We start from the raw sequence: 14,630 nt of genomic DNA, 5'->3' as shown, positions 1-14,630 counted from the left end.
CGGTTATCGGCGCACGGAATTGCAACGCCGCTTGAATCACCTTTCCAGTGTTACGTAATGTCAGATTCGTAACACGCCGCGGGCTATCATAGCAAAACGGCGCACTGCCGACAAAGCAGCACGCCGTTATGTAATGCGCGTGTCATATATGCAGGCTCAACGGTGCCTTATACCGAAAACAGCAGTCACGTAGGACTCGGCAGCAGCCACCGCTGACCCATACCCCAGCGCAGGACCTAGCCGCGGACCTCGCCGTTTACGCCCTTGCACACCTTGGTGACGATCTTCTGGTGCGCTTTTTCGACCTCTTCGCTGGTGAGCGTATGGTCGTCGGAGCGATACGTAAGCGCAAAGGCCATGGACTTCTTGCCCGCTCCGATACGGATGGGATCGCGGTAGACATCGAACAGGCGCACGCCCTCGAGCAGCTTGCCGCCGGCACTCGTAATACGACGCTCAAGATCCTCGCAGGTCACAGTGTTGTCGACTACGATAGCAAGGTCGTGCTCAACGGCCGGGTACTGCGAGAACTCACGGTAGTTCTCCTGGTTGCGGGCGCCCTTGATCAGCTTGTCCAGGTCGAGCTCAAAGGCAACGACGACCTCGTCAATGCCCATAGTCTCGCGCGCCTCGGGGTGGATCTCGCCAACCCAGCCCAGCACGGTACCGCCCGAGAGTACCTCGGCAGCACGACCCGGTTGCAGGAAGGCATAGCTCTCGCCCTCGACGGGACGGAAGCGAACCTTCTCGATGCGCAGCTGGGCAAGCAGCTCCTCAACGATGCCCTTGCCAAAGAAGAAACGCAGCTTGCGGTACTTCATGTTCCAAGACCGCTCGCTCCACTGGCCCGAGAGCACGCCCGCCACGGACTTGGTCTCCTTGGGCAGGCTGGCGTTCTCGCGACCGTGGAACAAGCTGCCGACCTCGTACAGATGCACGTTGGGCGTGCCGTGGGCCTCGTTGTAGGCCACAGACTGCAACAGGCCTGGCAACAGCGAGCGGCGCATCTCGGTCTGCTCGGCAACCAGCGGGTTCATGAGCACCACGGGGCAGCCGCGACCCTCGGTGGGCATGCCGATCTTCTCCAGGTCGCCCGGGGCGGCAAAACCAAAGGTCGTGGTCTCGTTGAGGCCGCAGGCGCGCAGGATCTCGCCGACCTTGCGGGTGAGCTTTTGCTCGCGGGTCAGGCCGCCGATATGGTTCTTGGCAGCCGGGATGGTCGCCGTCACGCGGCCCATGCCCCACAGGCGCAAGATCTCCTCGATCAGGTCGATCTCGCGCGGCAGGTCGGGGCGGAAGCTCGGCGGGCTCACCATAAAGTCCTCGCCGTCACGCTCGACGGTGCAACCCAGGCGGGTGAGCGAGCGCTCGATAAAGTCGGGCTCGATGTCGGCGCCGCAGATGGCGTGCACGCGGGCCAGGCGCAGCTTAATGCTGTCGATGGTCTTGGGCGCGGGGAAAACGTCGACATAGCCGGGAGCAACCTCGCCGCCGGCGATCTCCTCGATGAGCGCGCAGGTAACGTTGGCGACATCCACGCAGCCGGTCTCGTCAACCTGACGCTCAAAGCGAATGGAGGCATCGGAGATCAGCGATAGGTCACGGCTGGTGTGCGAGGTGCGACCGGCGTTGAAGCAGGCGCTCTCGACCATCACGTCAACGGTGTCGTCCTCGATCTCGGAATCCATGCCGCCCATGACACCGGCCAGCGCCACGGGACGCTCGCCGTCGGTGATGAGGCCCATGCCGGCGTCGAGCACGCGCTCCTCGCCGTCGAGCGTCGTGAACTTCTCGTCCTGCTGGGCGGCGCGAACCACCACACGACGGTGGCCATCGCGCGCGGCAAAGGTGTCCAGGTCAAAGGCGTGCAGCGGCTGACCGGTGAGCATCATCACATAGTTGGTGATGTCGACGATGTTGTTGTGCGGGCGCACGCCCAGGGCGTTAAGGCGCTTGACCATCCAGTCGGGCGACGGGCCGACCTTGACGTTGCGCACGATGCGGGCAACGTAGCGGTCGCACAGGCCCTCGTCGGCAATCTCGACGGAAAGCTCGTCGTCGGTCGCGCGGCCGGTCTCGGCCTTGATGGCGGGCAGCTCAACGTGGAAATCGCGATCGAAAATGGCACCGGTCTCGCGGGCCATGCCGATCATGGACAGGCAATCGGGACGGTTGGGCGTGATCTCGCAGTCGAGCACAGTATCACTCGAGCCCACGTACTCGGCAAACGGCATACCGCAGGGCGTGTCCTCGGGCAGAATCATGATGCCGGAGTGGTCGCCACCCAGGCCGAGCTCGCGCGCAGAGCAGTTCATGCCCATGGACACGACGCCGCGAAGCTTGCTCTTCTTGATCTTGACGTCGCCGGGAAGCACAGCGCCAATCATGGCCGTGACGATGTGGTCGCCGGCCTCGAAGTTCTGCGCGCCGCAGACGATCTGCAGCGGGGCGGGGTTGCCGTCGGCGTCGAGGTTCTTGTCGCCCACGTCGACCGAGCACACATACATGTGGTCGCTATCGGGGTGCGGGGTCTTGGTGAGCACCTTGGCGGTCACCACGTGGTCAAAGGACTCGCCCACGGTGTCGATCGCCTCGACCTCGGTGCCGGTACGGATATATTCGTCCGAAAGGGTCTTGGGATCCTCCGGAATATCGATCATGGTCTTGAGCCAGTCGTAAGAAACGCGCATCTAACTGGTCTCCTTTCATAAATGCGGCTTTGAGCCGGAAAACTGCAACGGAGACGGGTTTTCCAAGTGCCGCAGATTGCCTTGAAAGAGGAGGGCCGCGTACTTAGGTACGCAACCGACGATTGAAAGGCAAGGTGCGGTGCTTGGGAAAGCCGCCGGGACTAGAACTGATTTAAGAAGCGCATATCGCCTGTCATGAGCGTTCTGAGGTCGGGCAGGTCGTAGCGCAGGGCCGCGACGCGTTCGGCGCCAATGCCAAAGGCGAAGCCGGTATACTTCTCGGGGTCGATGCCACAGTTGATAAGAACGTTGGGGTCGACCATGCCGCAGCCCAAGATCTCGATCCAGCCGCTATGCTTGCAGAAGTTGCAGCCCTTGCCACCGCACACGTGGCAGCTCACGTCCACCTCGCAGCTGGGCTCGGTGAAGGGGAAGAAGTGCGGGCGGTAACGCGTCTTGCGATCCTCGCCAAACATGCACTTAACAAAGTAGTCGAGCGTGCCCTTCAGGTCGCCAAAGGTGATGCCCTCGTCGACGACCAGGCCCTCGATCTGGTTGAACTGCGGCAGGTGGCAGGCATCGGCCGTGTCGGGACGGTAGACGGTGCCCGGGCAGATCATGTAGATGGGCGGCTTCTGCGACTCCATAGTGTGGATCTGCACGCCCGAAGTCTGGGTGCGCAGCAGCACGTCCGACTCGCCGTGGGCGTGGGCCTCGGGGTGCGCGACGCTGCCGGGGTTATTGTCGACCACGTAGAAGGTATCGCGGGCCGAGCGGCTCGGGTGATCCATGGGGGCGTTGAGCGCGGTGAAGTTGTAGTAGGAGGTGTCGACCATGGGGCCGGACTCGACGGTGTAGCCGATGCCGCAGAAGATGTCCTCGGCCTCCTCGATGATCTGCTTGATCAGGTGCTGGTGACCGATCTGCGGACGGATGCCCGGCAGCGTGATGTCGACGGCCTCGTGCTCCAGTGCGTGCTTGAGGGCGGCGGCCTTCATCTCGGTGGTGCGCTCGTCGAGCATGCCCTCGATCAGCTGGCGCATCTCGTTGGCGCGCTTGCCCATGACGGGGCGATCCTCGGGGGCGAGCTTGCCCATCATGCGCATCAGGCCGGTGATGCGGCCCTTGCGACCGAGCAGCTCAACGCGCGCAGCCTCGAGCTTTGCGGCGTCGTCGGCACCTGCGACGAGCTCCTTGGCCTCTTCCTCGAGTTTGACCAGATCATCAATCAGACTCATGTCTTCCCTTTCGTCTCTCGCGCATCCGCGCTCCGGGACGGCTGACGCCTCCCGATGCTGCGGATGCGCGGCCCGGTTCGGTAACAAAAAACCGCCCTCGGGCATGTGCATTGCCCAAGGACGGTTAAATTCCGCGGTACCACCTTGTTTGACCCGGCGGATGTATGGCCCGCCGCGCCCACTCTTTGCCCCTTGTCGCGAGGCTCACGGCTTCCCTACTGGGGACATCGCCGCCGCTGGCCGCGCGCCCGTTGAGGTTGCTGCTCGGGAGTGAACGCTTGGCCCTTGCCACCGCAGGAAGGCTTGCAGCCCATGACCTTCCCTCTCTTGCCGGCGACGCGGCGGGCAAAAACCCTCTCCGTCAACGCATTGGGCTATAGGATAACACATTTCGCGAGCGCATCGCCGCGTTCCGTTTTGTTCGCGCTGGGTACAAGGCAGGTAGCTGTGCAAATTGGCCGCGCACCCGCCTGCGGCGCTCGGCCTGCGAGATTAAGGATACGGTATGGGAAAGAAACTCGATAAGAAGGCCCAGGCCGCCGTGGCAAAGGCTGCCAAGGGCGTCAAGGCTGCTAAAGTCGACAAGGCCGTCAAAAAGTTCCGCAAACTCGAGGGCAAGCTGTGGACTCGCGAGTACCTGCTCAAGATTGCCGAGTTCGATGGAGCGACGATTGCTCCTGCCAACGGCGCTGCCGCCCGTGCCGACGCCATGGGCACGCTTGCCGGCGAACATCACAAGCTACTGACCAGCGAGAAGTCCGTTGAGCTCGTACGCTCGTTAGCGCGCGAGACGGTTGCAGGCGGCAAAATCGACGACCCGCAGCTGCTCGACGAGATCCGCGTGCTCGGCCGCGACCAGCGCGAGGCAAGCGTTATTCCTACCGAGGAGGCCGAGGCCTGGACCAGGCTCACCTGCGAGGCCGACGCCGTGTGGCACAAGGCCAAGACGGCCAACGACTGGGCGAGTTTTGAGCCCTATGTGGATAGAATCGTCGCCCAACTTAAGCATCAGGCCGAACTCATGGACCCCAAGCGCGACCCATACGACGTTTGGCTCGACCAGTACGAGCGCGGCCTTTCCGCCAAGAGCTTCGATGCGTTTTGCGATGAGGTCAAGGCGACGGTCGTGCCGCTCGTGCACGCCATCGGCGAGCGCGGCCAGCAGCCCGCTGCCGACTTTTTGCACGCCCGCGTGCCCGAGGCCGCCCAGCGCGCCATGAGCTTCGACCTTATGAAGCTCGTCGGCCTGAACCTGAACGACACCACGCTTGCCTTTACCGAACACCCGTTTAGCGAGGGCTTTGCCGTGGGTGACGCGCGCATCGCGACACACATCTACGAGAACGATTGCATCTCCAACGTCTACAGCATCATCCACGAGGCGGGACATGCCATGTACGAGCTGGGCGTCAATCCCGCCTATGCGCGCACCTGTCTTGAGGGCGGCACCTCCATGGGCATCCACGAGAGCCAGAGCCGCTTTTTCGAGAACACCGTGGGTCGCAGCCGCGCCTTTATGGGACCGCTGCTCGAGGTGCTGCGCCGCCACGCGCCCGAGGTCTACGGCGACGTCGACGAGGACACGCTCTACCGCGCCGTGAACATCGCGCAGCCGTCGTTGATCCGCACCGAGGCCGACGAGCTCACCTATCCGCTGCACGTTATGGTGCGCTACGAGATCGAGCGCATGCTGTTTGCCGGCGAGGCCACAGCCAAGGATATCCCCGCGCTTTGGAATCGCTTTATGAACGAGTACCTGGGCATCCCCGTTCCCGACGACACGCGTGGTTGCCTGCAGGATACGCACTGGAGCGGCGGCTCGTTTGGCTACTTCCCCACCTATGCGCTGGGCAGCGCCTACGACGCCATGTTCGTGCCGGCCATGTGCCGCGACGGCGTCGACCTTACCGGCGCCTGCGCGAGCGGCGACCTTGCGCCCGTTCGCGCCTGGCTGGGCGAGCGCATTTGGCAGTGGGGACGCGCCAAGGACGCGCCGGAGCTCATCAAGGGCGCCTGCGGCATGGCGTTCGATGCCCGCTACTACTGCAGCTACCTGCAGGACAAGTTCACCACGCTCTACGAGCTGTAAGGCATAACCGACACGCCAACGCAAAGGGGACGCCGCGGAACCAATCCGCGGCGCCCCCTTTCCACCTAGTCGTTTAAGAACGTCCCCAATGACTACCTTACAGAGCCTCGAGCGCGTTGGCGATGCGCTTCATGGCGGCATCGGCGGATGCTTGGTCGGGCGCCTCGGCCAGCACGCGGATAACCGACTCGGTTCCGCTCTTGCGCACGAGCACGCGGCCCTCGCCTGCCAGCGCAGCCTCGGCCTCGGCGATGGCGTTCTGCACGCCCATGTTCTCGAGCGCGGCGTCCTTATCCGCCACGTGCACGGCCACCTGCGCCTGCGGCAGCAGCCTACACGGAGCCGTGAGCTGCGAGAGCGTCTCGCGCTCGGCACGAATCACTTCCATCACGCGCAGCGAAGTCATAATGCCGTCGCCCGTGCGCTCGATATCGCCAAAGATCGTATGGCCCGTCTGCTCGCCGCCCAGGCTGTAGCCGCCCTCGCGCATCTTGGCATACACGTGACGGTCGCCCACACCGCTGGTCACGGCGCTCAGTCCGGCAAGCTCCAGCGACTTGACCAGACCAAAGTTGCTGGCGATCGTCGGTACCACGGTACCGCCCGAAAGGCGACCGTGCTTGTTCAGATACACGCCGCACACGTACAAAATCTGGTCGCCGTCTACCACGCGACCGCGCTCATCCACGGCCAGGCAGCGGTCGGCATCGCCATCGTAAGCAAAACCCACGTCCAGGCCCTGCTCCACCACGTGGCGCTGCAGGCGCTCCATATGCGTGGAGCCGCAGTCGACGTTGATGTTAAAGCCATCGGGCGCGGCGTTGATCACGCGCACGTCGGCGCCCAGCGCGTCAAACACCGGCTTGGCCACCGAGGAAGCCGAGCCGTTGGCGCAATCGATGCCGATCTTGACGCCCTGCAGCGAAAAGTTCGCGCTGGCGATGAGCGAAGCAATGTAGCGGTTGCGACCCTGCATGTAGTCCACCGTGGCGCCGATGTGATTGCCCGTTGCCAGCGGCACCTCGCTCTTGCCATCGATATAGTCCTCGATGAGCTCCAGCACGTCCTCGTCCATCTTAAAGCCGTCGCTGTTGACGAGCTTAATGCCGTTATCGCAAAACGGGTTGTGGCTCGCGCTGATCATGATGCCGCAATCGAAGCAGCCCTCCACGGTCTGATGCGCCACGCCCGGCGTCGGGATCACATGCAGCATATAGGCGTCCGCACCGCTCGCGACCAGGCCGCTCACCAGCGCCGCCTCGAACATATAACTCGAGCGACGCGTGTCCTTGCCCACGATCACGCGCGCTTTGCGCTCGCGGTTGGCGCCGTAATACCAGCCCACAAAACGGCCAATCTTATAAGCGTGCTCTACCGTCAGCCCAACGTTGGCCTCACCGCGAAAGCCGTCGGTGCCAAAGTACTTCATGCGCTCTCCTTACAAAATAGGGGCGAACAGATTGCCTGTCCGCCCCAAAATGGTACTCGATTATCTGCGCTACCAGAAAAACCCTACGCCGACGCGCTGTCGCGAGCCGCCTGGCATGTAGGAGTCTGACGCAGCGTAAGCGGCTTGTCCCCCGCCTCGGCCGACGTGGTCAGCGTATACGTGATCGTCGTCGTCTCGCCAGCATGCAGGTCAACGGTGCCCGAATAGAAGGGGATTCCATGCCACGTAGCGGCGCCAAGACCAAACTGGGTGCCCTCGACGGTCAGATCAGTAATGTTGCCGCCCGTCGGGGCAAACAACGAGACATTCAGACGCTCGTCGTCACGCGCGGCATCGGGTGCGCTCGCCGCAACGTAGTCGGGCAGCTTGCCAGCCTCCTCCTGCGTCATGATGTTCGTCAGAGTAACGGTGATGCGATACGAGCACGTGCCGTCGCCGTTCTTGATGCCCTGGCCGATCTGCGTGTCGGCGTTCAGATACCAGTCGAGCTTGGAGAAGCTCAGGTTGTTAAAGTAAACGCCGGCAACGGGATCGGCACTCGGATCATCCGGATCGGGCAGCGAAGCGTCAATGCCCGTCTCTTTGATGGCATTCTGCTCATCATCGTTTCTCATCCAAGCAATCAGACGGCCCTCTTCGGCACCGCGCTCGAATGCACCGACAAGCTTTGTAACGTCGACGTCACCGATGCCACCGAGAATCTTGTCGAAGGCGGCGCTGGCAACAGCCGCAAAGATGCCGTCCGATTCCTCGACCGGATAGTTCCAATACACATCGTGCATGAGAACCTTCGCCGCGTTGGTACCGTCGACAACCGTTCCGTCGGGCAGTGACACGTTACCGACCAGGCCCAGCAGATACTGCAGGAACACCGGGTCGATACCGATGACGCCATCAACGTCCTGTCCATACTGGGACTTCCACAGCGCGGCGACACGCTGCGAGTTGCGGGGCCAATCAGGCGAATAGGTATTGCCCGAGTTGTACAGGTTGCTGTGGTTGCCGAACAGCGCCTCATCCTCTTCGTCGACGCTCTCGACCGCCTCATCCTCGCTGAGTCCAATGCGGGGAACAAACTCGCCAATCGACATCTGACCGTCGGTGACCGAAATCAGGCCCTGCGAACCGCCAAAGCCGCCGCAGGCACGAATCTCGACGTTGTTCATGGCGTACATAAGGTAGTTGCGCGTCTGGCCGTTGGCGCCGAGCATCTGGGGAAGGACGGGGGCGACCTTCTCCGCCGCGTCAACCGCACCGTTGAGGGTGGCAAAGCCGTCCTTGGCCTTATCGACCAGCTCGGTCACCTGGGAAATATGAGTATCGCCAATGCCCTGGACCTTCTCGTTGGCGCTCTTGAACACCTTCGAGCTGCTGGAAAGCGAATCGGCGACCGCCTGCAGCGCGGACACGTTAATCATGCCGTCCTGGAACAGTTTGCCGGGCGTAGCCTGCGAGAGGTTGTCGGCCATGGGAACCAGCGCATTGCTCGAGACATCGGACAGGGCGTCAATCATGGTGCGGGCCGCATTGATATCGCTGCCATACACCGGGATAAACGAAGCCGCCGCCCACAGCGGGCTCGAGGTCTCCGCCTTCATGCTGTTACAGAGCTCATCGATCTTCTTCGCGTCGTCAGGCAGCGTCGAAAAATCGCCCGACGTGACCTTGCCCTTAAGGCCACCGACGATCTCGACAGCCTCCTTCGCTTCGCTCTTTACGGTCTTTGCCGAGTTAAGCAGCATAAAGCCGCTTGCGCCAAGCACAACGAGAAGCACCGCGACTACAGCGGCAACAATGGCGCCAGTGTGACGCTTTTTGCGCTCGCCCTTGCGATGGCGATGACGGACCAGACCGTCAGAGGTCGAACTCGACGAAGCATCGCTACCGTAGTTCAAGCCAAAATCGTAATAATCTTCCTTGGAACCCGAGCCCGCAAACTCGGCACCGCTATCATCCAGGCGGGCGAACGTGCCAGTCTCGGAGGCGCCGGTGTAAATCGTGCCAAGGTTACCCGTAAGCCCCGCGCCACCAGCAGAGGGAGTATTGTTGGCGGCCTTGCCGGCATTAACGTTGCCGGCAGCATTCGCGGCGTTGGCAGCACCTGCGTTGTTCGCAGGCACCGAAGGAGCCCCGCTCGGCTGCGACGCGGAGGTTGCACCGCCCGCAAAGACATTCCCTCTTGCACGGCCGGTCTTTTTTGCCTTTTGAGACTGCTCGTACAGAGCGGTAAACATCGCCGTCTCGCCCGGGGACACGCGCTTACCGGAACCGCCCTGTCCAGCGCCGCCCGGCGTGCCGGCCTTACCAGCCCCGTTCGAACGCGGCGGAACTGCAGGGCGGCCGCTATCGCTGCCCTTAAAGTGATTACCAGCCATAAAGAAATCCTCGCAATTGAGTCGCAATGAAAAAGTCCATAACGTTACTAGTTTATGGCATTTTGAGCATCGACAGCTAAACTCCAGACACGGACATCAATTGGCGGAAATGCGGCACAACACCTTTTCTGTCTTGGCGGCGGCGCCAGCTACACCGTGAGGAACATCATCACGATGATCATGACAAAGCCGATAAGGTCGGTCGGCAAAAACACCGTCCCCAGCATAACGGCGCTGGTGATGGTCGCCGAGACGGGCTCCACAGTTCCGATGAGGCTCGCGCGCACCGAGCCGATGTCCTTAACGCCCTGCATATAAAGCATGTAAGCAAAAAACGAGCCGATAACCACGAACACCGCGAGCGCCTCGATGCCGGCAGCGTCGAGCGCCGGCATATGCGCCCAGGGCTGCTCGAAGACGCACGAGACCACGCCCGCCGTGAGCATTGCCGAGCCCGTGACGATGGGGCTGCCGTATTCGGGCAGGATCTTGGCGGGAATCACCGCCATACACGCGGCGCTGACCGCACACATAAGACCTGCTGCCAGGCCAAGCGGCGAGATATTCAGGCTGGTGGGATCGCCGCCGGTGGCGATTAAAAAGGTTCCACCCAGAGCCAGGCCAATGCCGATGACTTCGCGAGTACGCGGCATACGGCGATCGGTCACGCAGGCGTAGCCCATGATGATAACGAGCTGCAGGCACTGGAGCACCGTCGCGGTTCCGGCGTTCGTCAGGCGCACGGCCGAAAGATAGCAAAACTGGTTGAACAGCAGGCCAAAGGCGGTAAAGAGCAGCAGCTGCTTGCGATCGGCGGGTGTGGTCCAGAGCTTAATCAGGCGCTCGCGGTCGCGCGTAACAACCACGGCCATAAAGAGTAGACCGGCGAGAATCTGCCGTATGCTCATAAGCCACAACGTATCGACATGGTAGGTATCGAACAAAAAACTCGCGCTGGTGCCCGAGAAGCCCCAAAACGAACCGCCCACCAGCGTAGCCAAGACGCCCGTGATCATCTTGCGCGTCGAAGCGCTGTTCAGGCGGTCGCGCCATGCGCGACGGGTGTTGCGGCTGAGCTCGTCGGTGCCCTCGGGCACATCAATGTTCGATATATCGGTCATCGGCACCGAAGCCCCTGCGCCTTCGACCTGCTCGACACACTCTTTGCTCATTCCACTCCCCCGAAACAGCCTGGAAACAATTCGGCTTACCTTACCACGGCGAAGTCACCAGCTGGAGGCTTGTCCGCTTATCGGTAGGACAATTCCGCAGGCGTCTTTCCATAGCTCGATACCGCAATGGCCTTGCATTATGCGACAGCCAAATCGCGGCAGCAGGCTCTTTTGAAATGGATGCGACAAAGCCCCCGAATTCCACAATGTAAGCGATTTTTAAAAATGTTCTTGCCACCGAGTTCAGGCTCCGTTATATTATCCCTTGCGCGCTTGCGCACCCTTGATCGGGCGTTTAGCTCAGGGGGAGAGCGCTTCCCTGACACGGAAGAGGTCAGAAGTTCAAATCTTCTAACGCCCACCAAATGTTCGCAGCTCAGAGGCTATGTCCTCTGGGCTGTTTTGTTTTATGTCGCCAAATCAGCTGGCAGCTCCAACCGCCCAAGCAACCACCCTGCCCATACACAAAACCGCGTCAGCGACCCAAGTGCCTATCCCGGCTGACTCCGCAGTCAATCAAAACCGCCCCAATAGTCACCGAGGCCGAGACCAACACGTCTCGAACCCATCCGAGCCGCAACTTCTCAGCAAAACGCCGCGATGTCTGCGTCCTGCGGTATCCTTGAGCCACTTGCACCTGCAGCACCAAGGAGCCGCCATGCGCACCGAGCTCGATGTCCCCTTTTCGCACAAAGAAGAAGCCAAGGCGCTGGGCGCCAAATGGGACCGGACCAAGAAGATCTGGTATGTACCCAGCGGCGTCAACCCCGAGCCCTTTGCCGAGTGGCTGCCCGGTGTTGACCGATCCGACCCCTCAGCGCCGTATATATATCTAGTACTGGGCAAGCGCGAATGCTGGAAGTGTCACAAAGAGACCTCAGTCGCGGCCTTCGGCATTCCCTATCGAACCGATAACGACGAGAGCATCGCCATCGCGCACGCGCCCAACGAAGCCGGGCACATTGCCATCGACACGGCCAACGCCAACGCACTCGCCATCGTGCCCGCTCTTGGCTGCGTGCCGGGCGAGATCCGCGACTACCTTCATAAGCGCTGCGGCTACAAGCCCGTAGGCGCGCGAGCCTCCAAAGCCCCGTCGCTCGGCAACACGTGCACCAGTTGCGACGCGCTGCAAGGCAGCCGCTATCTGTTCGAGGAGCCCTCGTCCCCATTTGCCCTCACTGCCATCAACAAGCTGCCGGCACTGGAGTTTGTGCGCGTCGAAGTTGCCGGCGTATTTGGCGTCCCGGCCACGCGCACCGACTTTGACCAGGCGCTCTTTACCTGGGCACGCGACCATCACGCCGAGTTCCACAAGCAACTCGGTGAGGGGATTTATTTGTAGAGGCAAAAGACACTCACAGCCAACTCCTCCGCATCACCTATCCCTCGTCGCCGGCGTCGTACACGATATCGAGGCCACAAACAGGGCATTTCTCCGGATACACCGGCATATGAACGCCCGTACGTTTCCTCACTTCGTCGCTGAACCTGTCACGTGCATCGATGAACCGAATGTCGAGACACGGTATTTGCGAGCCGCAGCAAGGGCAGGTGACGACAAACGACGCGCAATCAACCTCTACGCTCGGAAACATATTGTTGTCTATAAGGGCACACGGCAGTTTTCCGTACTTCCCCATCGCAATATCGCCTCGCCAGCTCATATACGCTCCCCTCTCGCTATACAAATCAGGAAGAGCATGCACCGGCGGGCGTGCGCGAGATTGCATCGCCACGCGATCCGATCAAACAACACGATCGTCAAAGAATGCCAAAGCCAAATACGCTAATACGGCAGAAGCCCCGCCTTTTCACGCTTCTTTTCCGAGCGATCGAACTCAATGCGATGGGCCTCAAGAAACACCGTATCGGGTCGCCACTGACGCTCATCCGGCTGCCTTAGCGTCGCACCCGCAAAGGAAGCGTAGTCGGTCTTATCCAGCAGGTACGATCCGCACAGCCGATATTCGCCGCAAACAGGCTCAAACGAAATCAGGTGAGCATCAAATAGGGAATGAAGATCGCGCCGAAGCAGAATACCGTTGCTGGCAACCTGCGATTTGGGTCCCGAGTAATTCTCGATATGTGCAGCCTCCAGAGCTTCACTGACGCCGCAGTCCGACACCGCGCAACGGCCATCATAGGCGGCAACGAGCTGCTTGCGGAACCATTGCTGCCCCAATCGCTCGCGCCTTAACGCATAGCGGACCTTTTCGTCGTCGGTCGCACCCTGTCCGGCAAACTCAATATCGACGGGTATGTGCTTCAGATAACTCATGTCGGGCGCAAAACGAGGGTCCGGTCCGCCTTTATGAACAGGACCGTGCAGAACAAACCATCCATTTTCGGGCTCGAACCGCTCAACAAACGCAAGGCCGAGCACCTTATAGCCCACCTCGGTTGCAAATATGACTCCGACTGGGACGCCACATTCCATGCAGTTGAGCATTTTACGGTTGTAATTCTGGTCTCGAGAACCAACGGCTCCTGGCGCTTGGACCGAATACTTAATGACCCACGTACCGTCATCCAAATAGAGCGGAGGCACATCGGTGTAGAAGCTCTTTTTAGAGTTATGGACCGAAAGCGCAAAGATCTTATTGGGATCTTGCTTCACCCGATCCTGGCCCGGCCAGAAGATCCCTGAATCCCGCGTTACGGGAAAGAAGTCCGAGCCAATTCTCAAACGGTACTGATACTGAGGACTATCTTCCTTGGTGTGGTGCGGAAGGCTGGTCCAAACGCCGCCGCGCTGTTCCTCACCCAGAAACCACTCCCATGCCTCAACGTATTCGGAAGGCACGAGACTGCAGGCGCGGTCATAGCTTGGTCCATCCATCAACGGAACAGCAAGGTCAATGTCGTTCATCGCCAGCACCTACAACCATACGAACGCGAGTCATGCCCCTCAATAATATGGCCGAGAGTCAATTATTACGAGATCTCATTCCGCGATCGGCACATCGTTGATGCTCTCGGTTTGCCGCTGGCGCGCTTGTACCCCGCTACCCCACTTCCCTGTATACTGATGTAGCACGTGTTTCATCCGGGCTTGTTGGGCCGGGTCGTTCATGGGAGGTTCTTGTGGCTGTTTCGAATCCGCCTAAGGGAAGCGTTTCTTCTTCGTCCATCAAGCCGGTTACGCGCAAGGCCGTGCGTTGCCAGCGCGAGGTCGCTTGGCTTGTCACGCAGGCGGCGGGCAGGCTTGTGGCGACCACTCAGGACGTCAATGCGCCTACGCCGAGCTTTGTGTTAGCGGCGGCGCTGGATTTTGTGCGCCAATTGGAGGTTGCCGCGCAGGATGCCAACGGCCACCTCGACTACCAGAACGTTATGGCGCCCGACCTGCAAACGTTCTGCCACATGGCCAAGTTGCCTGCCGCGCCCAATGCGCTTTCGGACGCAGGCTACATGTTTACGCTCTCGGGCGCGGACCTTATCCGCGACATCTATGCATACTGCAGCGAGCTCGCCGAGCGCCACGTCTTTGACGCGGCAGAAGTCAAACCGGGAAATGTCATCAAGCTGGTTCTTAGGCTGTTCCTGATAGACGGGTTCGGGGCCATGCCGGCGTAAGCCGAGTCTTTAGCATCACCGTCGACTGGGCAACAAC

Annotated in this window: 9 protein-coding genes and 1 tRNA gene; 4 read left to right on the top strand and 6 right to left on the bottom strand. The window is 60.9% G+C overall.

What is annotated here, in order from left to right; genetic code table 11:
- Positions 1-236: 236 nt before the first annotated feature.
- Together pheT and pheS are read right to left on the bottom strand one after the other, a co-directional pair.
- Positions 237-2,690 carry a phenylalanine--tRNA ligase subunit beta gene (gene pheT / locus GXM19_RS09140; protein WP_006235108.1) on the bottom strand — a complete coding sequence of 818 codons (2,454 nt, stop codon included), beginning with the start codon at positions 2,688-2,690 and terminating at the stop codon, positions 237-239.
- Between the two features lie 161 nt (positions 2,691-2,851).
- Positions 2,852-3,928, bottom strand: a complete 1,077-nt coding sequence (gene pheS, locus GXM19_RS09135) for a phenylalanine--tRNA ligase subunit alpha (RefSeq protein ID WP_040359117.1) — start codon at positions 3,926-3,928, stop codon at positions 2,852-2,854.
- A 505-nt stretch (positions 3,929-4,433) separates the two neighbouring features.
- Between pheS and GXM19_RS09130 the strand changes: the two genes are divergently transcribed.
- Positions 4,434-6,017, top strand: a complete 1,584-nt coding sequence (locus tag GXM19_RS09130) for a carboxypeptidase M32 (RefSeq protein ID WP_006235110.1) — start codon at positions 4,434-4,436, stop codon at positions 6,015-6,017.
- Between the two features lie 97 nt (positions 6,018-6,114).
- On the opposite strand, the gene glmM is transcribed toward GXM19_RS09130, so the two are convergent.
- The 3 genes from glmM to GXM19_RS09115 form a co-directional block, all read right to left on the bottom strand.
- On the bottom strand, positions 6,115-7,446 hold the full coding sequence (gene glmM / locus GXM19_RS09125; RefSeq protein ID WP_006235111.1) for a phosphoglucosamine mutase: 1,332 nt from the start codon (positions 7,444-7,446) through the stop codon (positions 6,115-6,117).
- A gap of 83 nt (positions 7,447-7,529) precedes the next feature.
- Positions 7,530-9,842, bottom strand: a complete 2,313-nt coding sequence (locus GXM19_RS09120; RefSeq protein WP_040359119.1) for a DUF4012 domain-containing protein — start codon at positions 9,840-9,842, stop codon at positions 7,530-7,532.
- A 149-nt stretch (positions 9,843-9,991) separates the two neighbouring features.
- Positions 9,992-11,014: a DMT family transporter gene (locus tag GXM19_RS09115; RefSeq protein ID WP_006235113.1), complete on the bottom strand. Its 1,023-nt coding sequence runs from the start codon at positions 11,012-11,014 to the stop codon at positions 9,992-9,994.
- A 289-nt stretch (positions 11,015-11,303) separates the two neighbouring features.
- Between GXM19_RS09115 and GXM19_RS09110 the strand changes: the two genes are divergently transcribed.
- Both GXM19_RS09110 and GXM19_RS09105 read left to right on the top strand, forming a co-directional pair.
- A tRNA-Val gene (locus tag GXM19_RS09110) sits at positions 11,304-11,378 on the top strand.
- A gap of 294 nt (positions 11,379-11,672) precedes the next feature.
- Positions 11,673-12,359 (top strand): DUF5710 domain-containing protein, encoded by a 687-nt coding sequence (locus GXM19_RS09105; RefSeq protein ID WP_006235114.1) that lies wholly within the window; start codon positions 11,673-11,675, stop codon positions 12,357-12,359.
- A gap of 444 nt (positions 12,360-12,803) precedes the next feature.
- Here GXM19_RS09105 and GXM19_RS09100 read toward each other — a convergent pair whose 3' ends face one another.
- On the bottom strand, positions 12,804-13,886 hold the full coding sequence (locus GXM19_RS09100) for an HNH endonuclease (RefSeq protein WP_006235116.1): 1,083 nt from the start codon (positions 13,884-13,886) through the stop codon (positions 12,804-12,806).
- A 215-nt stretch (positions 13,887-14,101) separates the two neighbouring features.
- Here GXM19_RS09100 and GXM19_RS09095 point away from each other — a divergent pair, with 215 nt between their 5' ends.
- Complete coding sequence (locus tag GXM19_RS09095; RefSeq protein WP_035136794.1) at positions 14,102-14,593, top strand: hypothetical protein; 492 nt, start codon at positions 14,102-14,104, stop codon at positions 14,591-14,593.
- Positions 14,594-14,630 lie beyond the last annotated feature (37 nt).

Source organism: Collinsella aerofaciens ATCC 25986 (genome assembly GCF_010509075.1).
Taxonomy (GTDB): domain Bacteria; phylum Actinomycetota; class Coriobacteriia; order Coriobacteriales; family Coriobacteriaceae; genus Collinsella; species Collinsella aerofaciens.
The sequence above is the reverse complement of the archived record's forward strand: the minus strand, read 5'-3'. Positions and strand labels throughout refer to the sequence as shown.

What these genes read in the sequence shown, in the direction of transcription:
- pheT (WP_006235108.1), bottom strand. Translation starts at nt 2,690, where the DNA reads ATGCGCGTTTCTTACGACTGGCTCAAGACCATGATCGATATTCCGGAG.
- pheS (WP_040359117.1), bottom strand. Translation starts at nt 3,928, where the DNA reads ATGAGTCTGATTGATGATCTGGTCAAACTCGAGGAAGAGGCCAAGGAG.
- GXM19_RS09130 (WP_006235110.1), top strand. Translation starts at nt 4,434, where the DNA reads ATGGGAAAGAAACTCGATAAGAAGGCCCAGGCCGCCGTGGCAAAGGCT.
- glmM (WP_006235111.1), bottom strand. Translation starts at nt 7,446, where the DNA reads ATGAAGTACTTTGGCACCGACGGCTTTCGCGGTGAGGCCAACGTTGGG.
- GXM19_RS09120 (WP_040359119.1), bottom strand. Translation starts at nt 9,842, where the DNA reads ATGGCTGGTAATCACTTTAAGGGCAGCGATAGCGGCCGCCCTGCAGTT.
- GXM19_RS09115 (WP_006235113.1), bottom strand. Translation starts at nt 11,014, where the DNA reads ATGAGCAAAGAGTGTGTCGAGCAGGTCGAAGGCGCAGGGGCTTCGGTG.
- GXM19_RS09105 (WP_006235114.1), top strand. Translation starts at nt 11,673, where the DNA reads ATGCGCACCGAGCTCGATGTCCCCTTTTCGCACAAAGAAGAAGCCAAG.
- GXM19_RS09100 (WP_006235116.1), bottom strand. Translation starts at nt 13,886, where the DNA reads ATGAACGACATTGACCTTGCTGTTCCGTTGATGGATGGACCAAGCTAT.